Origin of the sequence: Streptosporangium sp. NPDC006930 (genome assembly GCF_040635605.1) — a bacterium.
In the GTDB taxonomy this organism is placed as follows: Bacteria; Actinomycetota; Actinomycetes; order Streptosporangiales; family Streptosporangiaceae; genus Streptosporangium.
The window spans coordinates 1-4,913 of the sequence record NZ_JBEYID010000057.1; the positions used below are offsets into that span (position 1 = coordinate 1).

Genomic DNA, 4,913 nt, shown 5'->3' on the forward strand with positions numbered 1-4,913 from the left:
CTGCCGGCGACGTTGGTGTTCGATTATCCGACTCCGGTGGTGTTGGCGGAGTTCCTGCTGGGCGAGTTGCTCGGCGAGCGAGCCGACGTGATCATCCCCGCGTCCGTGATGCCGGTGGCCGACGACCCGATCGTGATCGTGGGCATGGCGTGCCGTTACCCGGGTGGAGTGGCCTCTCCGGAGGACCTGTGGCGGTTGGTGGCCGAGGGCGGGGACGGGATCTCGTCGTTCCCGACGACGCGGGGCTGGGATCTGGCGGCGTTCTACAGCCCGGATCGCGAGAGGCCCGGCACCAGTTATGTGCGTGAGGGTGGGTTCCTGCACGAGGCCGGGGAGTTCGATCCCGGGTTCTTCGGCATCTCGCCGCGTGAGGCTCTCGCGATGGACCCGCAGCAGCGACTGCTGCTGGAGACGACCTGGGAGGCGATCGAGCGGGCCGGCATGGACCCGATCTCGCTGAAGGGCAGCCGCACCGGCGTGTTCGCAGGAGTGTCGTATCACGACTACGCGTCCAGCGTGGAGTTCCCGCCGGATGTGATGAGTTTCTTCGGTACCGGTAACGCCGGGAGCGTGTTGTCGGGGCGGATCTCGTACACGCTGGGGCTGGAAGGTCCCGCGATGACGGTGGACACGGCGTGCTCGTCGTCGCTGGTGGCGATGCATCTGGCGGCGCAGGCGCTGCGTTCGGGTGAGTGCTCGCTCGCGGTGGCCGGTGGGGTGACGGTGATGGCGTCGCCGGGCGCGTTCATCGACTTCAGTGCGCAGGGCGGGCTGGCCGGCGACGCGCGGTGCAAGGCGTTCGCCGACGCGGCGGATGGCACGAGCTGGTCCGAGGGCATCGGGGTGCTGGTGCTGGAGCGGCTGTCGGACGCCCGGCGCAACGGCCACGAGGTGCTCGCGGTGATGCGCGGGTCGGCGGTGAACCAGGACGGCGCGTCCAATGGCCTGACCGCGCCGAACGGTCCGTCTCAGCAGCGGGTGATCCGCCAGGCGCTCGCAGGCGCCGGGCTGTCGTCGGCCGACGTGGACGTGGTGGAGGCGCACGGGACCGGCACCACGCTGGGTGACCCGATCGAGGCGCAGGCGCTGCTGGCGACGTACGGTCAGGATCGGCCGGAGGACCGGCCGCTGCTGCTGGGGTCGATCAAGTCGAACATCGGTCACACGCAGGCGGCTGCGGGTGTGGCCGGTGTGATCAAAATGGTGCTCGCGATGCGGCACGGGGTGCTGCCTCGGACGTTGCACGTGGATGCGCCGTCGTCGCACGTGGACTGGTCGGTCGGTGCGGTGAGGCTGCTGACCGAGCCGACGCAGTGGCCGCAGGTGGAGCGGCCGTGGCGGGCGGGGGTGTCGTCGTTCGGGATCAGCGGAACCAACGCGCACGTGATCCTCGAACAGGGGCCGGAGTCGCCGGAATCCGAAGAGGTTTCGCAGAGCGAGGCACCTGCGGGCGTGGTGCCGGTGCTGGTGTCGGGCAGGTCTGTGGGGGCATTGCAGGCGCAGGCCGGGCGGTTGGCGTCGTTCCTGGAGGGTGAGCCCGGTCTGGGGCTGGCCGATGCGGCGTTCTCGCTGGCGACGACGCGGTCGGCGTTCGAGCATCGGGCGGTGGTGGTCGGTGATCGTGAGGGTGTGCTGGCCGGGTTGGGTGCGGTGGCCGAGGGTCTGCCGGGTGCGGGTGTGGTGCGCGGGGTGGCAGCGGGCGAGCTGAAGCTGGCGGTGTTGTTCACCGGTCAGGGCAGTCAGCGGGCCGGGATGGGCCGGGAGTTGTATGCGCGGTTCCCGGTGTTCGCGGCGGCGTTGGACGAGGTGATCGCGGAGCTGGATCCGCTGCTGGAGAGGTTCGAGGGGGAGCCGGACGGCGAGGCGGCCGAGCGGGCGGGGTGTTATCGGGGTCGTTCGTTGCGTGAGGTGTTGTTCGCCGAGCCGGGGTCGGTGGAGGCGGGGTTGCTGGATCGGACGGGGTGGGCGCAGCCGGCGTTGTTCGCGGTGGAGACGGCGTTGTTCCGGTTGGTGTCGTCGTGGGGGGTGCGGCCGGATGTGCTGGCGGGTCATTCGGTTGGGGAGATCGCGGCGGCTCATGTGGCGGGGGTGTTGTCGCTGGCGGATGCGTGTGCGTTGGTGGCGGGTCGGGCGCGGTTGATGCAGGCGCTTCCTGTGGGTGGGGCGATGGTGGCGGTGGCGGCTTCTGAGGAGGAGGTCGTCGAGCTGCTGGCCGGGCGTGAGGGTGAGGTGTCGGTCGCGGCGGTGAACGGCCCGTCCTCGGTGGTGGTCTCCGGGGTGGAGGAGGCGGTGCTGGAGGTGGCCGCCGCTCTGGAGGAGCGGGGGGTGCGGACGAAGCTGTTGCGGGTGTCGCATGCGTTCCATTCGCCGTTGATGGATCCGATGGTGGAGGAGTTCCGGGCGGTGGCCGGGTCACTGACCTACGGTGCGCCGGAGATTCCGATCGTGTCGACGCTGACCGGGGAGCAGGCGACGGCCGAGCGGTTGTGCTCGCCGGAGTACTGGGTGGAGCAGGTGCGTGGCGCGGTTCGCTTCGCCGACGGCGTGCGCACCCTGCACGCTCAGGGGGTGCGGGCCTACCTGGAACTCGGCCCCGACGGTGTGCTCACCGCGATGGCATCCGACACCCTCGCCGAGTTCGCCGGTTCCAATCCGGGTGCTGAGGGCTCTTCTGTCGCGTTCGCGGGTGAAACGGGCGCGGTGGCGGTGCCGGTGCTGCGCGGGGATCGGGACGAGCAGTCGGCGATCATGACGGCTCTCGCCGAGTTGCACGTGCGTGGCGTGGCGATCGGTTGGGAGGCGGTGCTCGCGGGCGGGCGCCGGGTGGAGTTGCCGACCTATGCCTTCCAGCACCAGTGGTTCTGGCCGAGTATCGGGCGAATCGCGGATGCTCGCGGTCTGGGACAGGAGGCGGCGGGCCATCCGCTGCTGGGCGCGGCCGTGGGTCTGGCCGATTCCGGTGACGCGCTGCTGACGGGACGGTTGTCGCTGCGGTCGCATCCGTGGCTGGCGGATCACGCGGTGGGCGGGATGGTGATCTTCCCGGGTACAGGCTTCCTGGAGCTGGCGATCCGCGCGGGTGACCAGGTCGGCTGCGATCTGGTCGAGGAGCTGACCTTGACCGCGCCGCTGGTGCTGAGTGAGGACGACGCGGTCGCGGTGCAGGTGCGGGTGGGGCCGGCCGACGAGTCGGGTCGGCGTGAGGTGAGCGTCCATGCCCGGTCGGCCGATGCCGGTGATCACGATGGCTGGGTGCGGCATGCCGCAGGTGTGCTGGCGAGCGGTGGTCACGTCGGGGTGGGCGTCGAGGACGATCGAGGGCAGGTCACGGGGACCGGTGGCGAGGTTGTCACGCGTTTCGAGACGGAGGTGTGGCCGCCGCGGGGTGCGTCGGTGATCGAGTTGGACGGGGTGTATGAGCGGTTGGCTGAGGGTGGGTTGGAGTATGGGCCGGTGTTTCGGGGGTTGAGGGGGGCGTGGCGGGGTTCTGAGGGTGAGGTGTTCGCGGAGGTTGTGCTGCCTGAGCAGGTGGTGTCGGGTGCGGGGTCGTTCGGGGTGCATCCGGCGTTGTTGGATGCGGTGTTGCATGCGGTGCCGTTTGTGGGGTTGGACGATGCCGAGGGTGGGCGGTTGCCGTTCTCGTGGGGTGGGGTGTGTTTGCATGCGGGTGGGGCGTCGGTGTTGCGGGTTCGGTTGGTGAGGACTCGGGGTGATGCGGTTTCTGTGGTGGCGGTGGATGGGGGTGGGGGTTTGGTGGTGTCGGCGCGGTCGTTGGTGTTGCGGCCGGTGGCGTCGGAGGTGTTGGCCGCTCCCGGTGGGGGTGGTGGTAGGGATGCTTTGTTCCAGGTGGAGTGGACGTCGTCGGTGGGTCTCCCGGCTGCTGACGCGCTCCCGGCGGCGGTACTCGGCCAGGACGTTCTGAACATCACCGGCGCTTGGCAGGCGACCGGACGAGCGGCCTCCGCTCATGTGGATCTGGCGTCGCTGGTGGAGGCGGGGCCGGTGCCGGGTGTGGTGCTGATGGAGGCGGTCTCGGATCCGGCGGGCGAAGTGGTGGAGTCGGCACATGCGCTGACCGCTCGCGTTCTGGACGTGGTGCAGGGGTGGCTCGCCGATGACCGGTTCGCCGATTCGCGCCTGGTAGTGGTGACCAGGGAAGCGGTGACGGCAGGGGACGGCGAGGTGGTGGCCGACCTGGCGGCTGCGGCGGTGTGGGGTTTGGTGCGCTCCGCGCGACTGGAGAATCCTGACCGGTTCGTACTGGTGGACGTGGACGGGCGGGAGTCTTCGCTGTCGGCACTGCCCGGTGTACTCGCGGGGGTGCTGGCCTCGGGCGAGCCGCAGGTGGCGGTGCGCGATGGTGAGGTGCGGGTAGCGCGGCTGGCGCGGTTGGCGCCCGGCTCTCACCCTGAGGGGGAGGCGAGCGGAGTCTGGAACCCCGAGGGGACGGTGTTGATCACTGGTGGTACGGGTGGTCTGGGGGGTTTGTTCGCGCGGTATGTGGTGGCCGAGCGGGGGGTGCGTCGTCTGCTGCTGACCAGCCGTCGGGGGTTGGACGCCCCTGGCGCGGTGGAGTTGCAGGCGGAGTTGATCGCGCATGGGGTCGAGGTCACCATCGCGGCGTGTGATGTGGCCGATCGGGATCAGGTGGCGGCGTTGCTGGCCGGGGTGCCGGAGGAACACCCGTTGACGGCGGTGATTCACACCGCGGGTGTGCTGGATGACGGGACGATTCCGTCGCTGACATCAGAGCGGTTGGACGCGGTGTTGCGGCCGAAGGTGGACGCCGCCTGGCATCTGCATGAACTGACCCAAGACGAGGATCTGGCCGATTTCATCGTGTTCTCGTCGGTGGCGGGGACGTTCGGTGGGGCGGGGCAGGGCAACTACGCGGCGGCGAACGCGTTCTTGGA

Annotated in this window: 1 protein-coding gene; it reads left to right on the forward strand. The window is 70.0% G+C overall.

Annotation, left to right across the window (positions count from 1 at the left end):
• Positions 1-36: 36 nt before the first annotated feature.
• On the forward strand, positions 37-4,913 hold a 4,877-nt coding region (locus tag ABZ664_RS39290; protein WP_362522367.1), incomplete at its 3' end, for a type I polyketide synthase.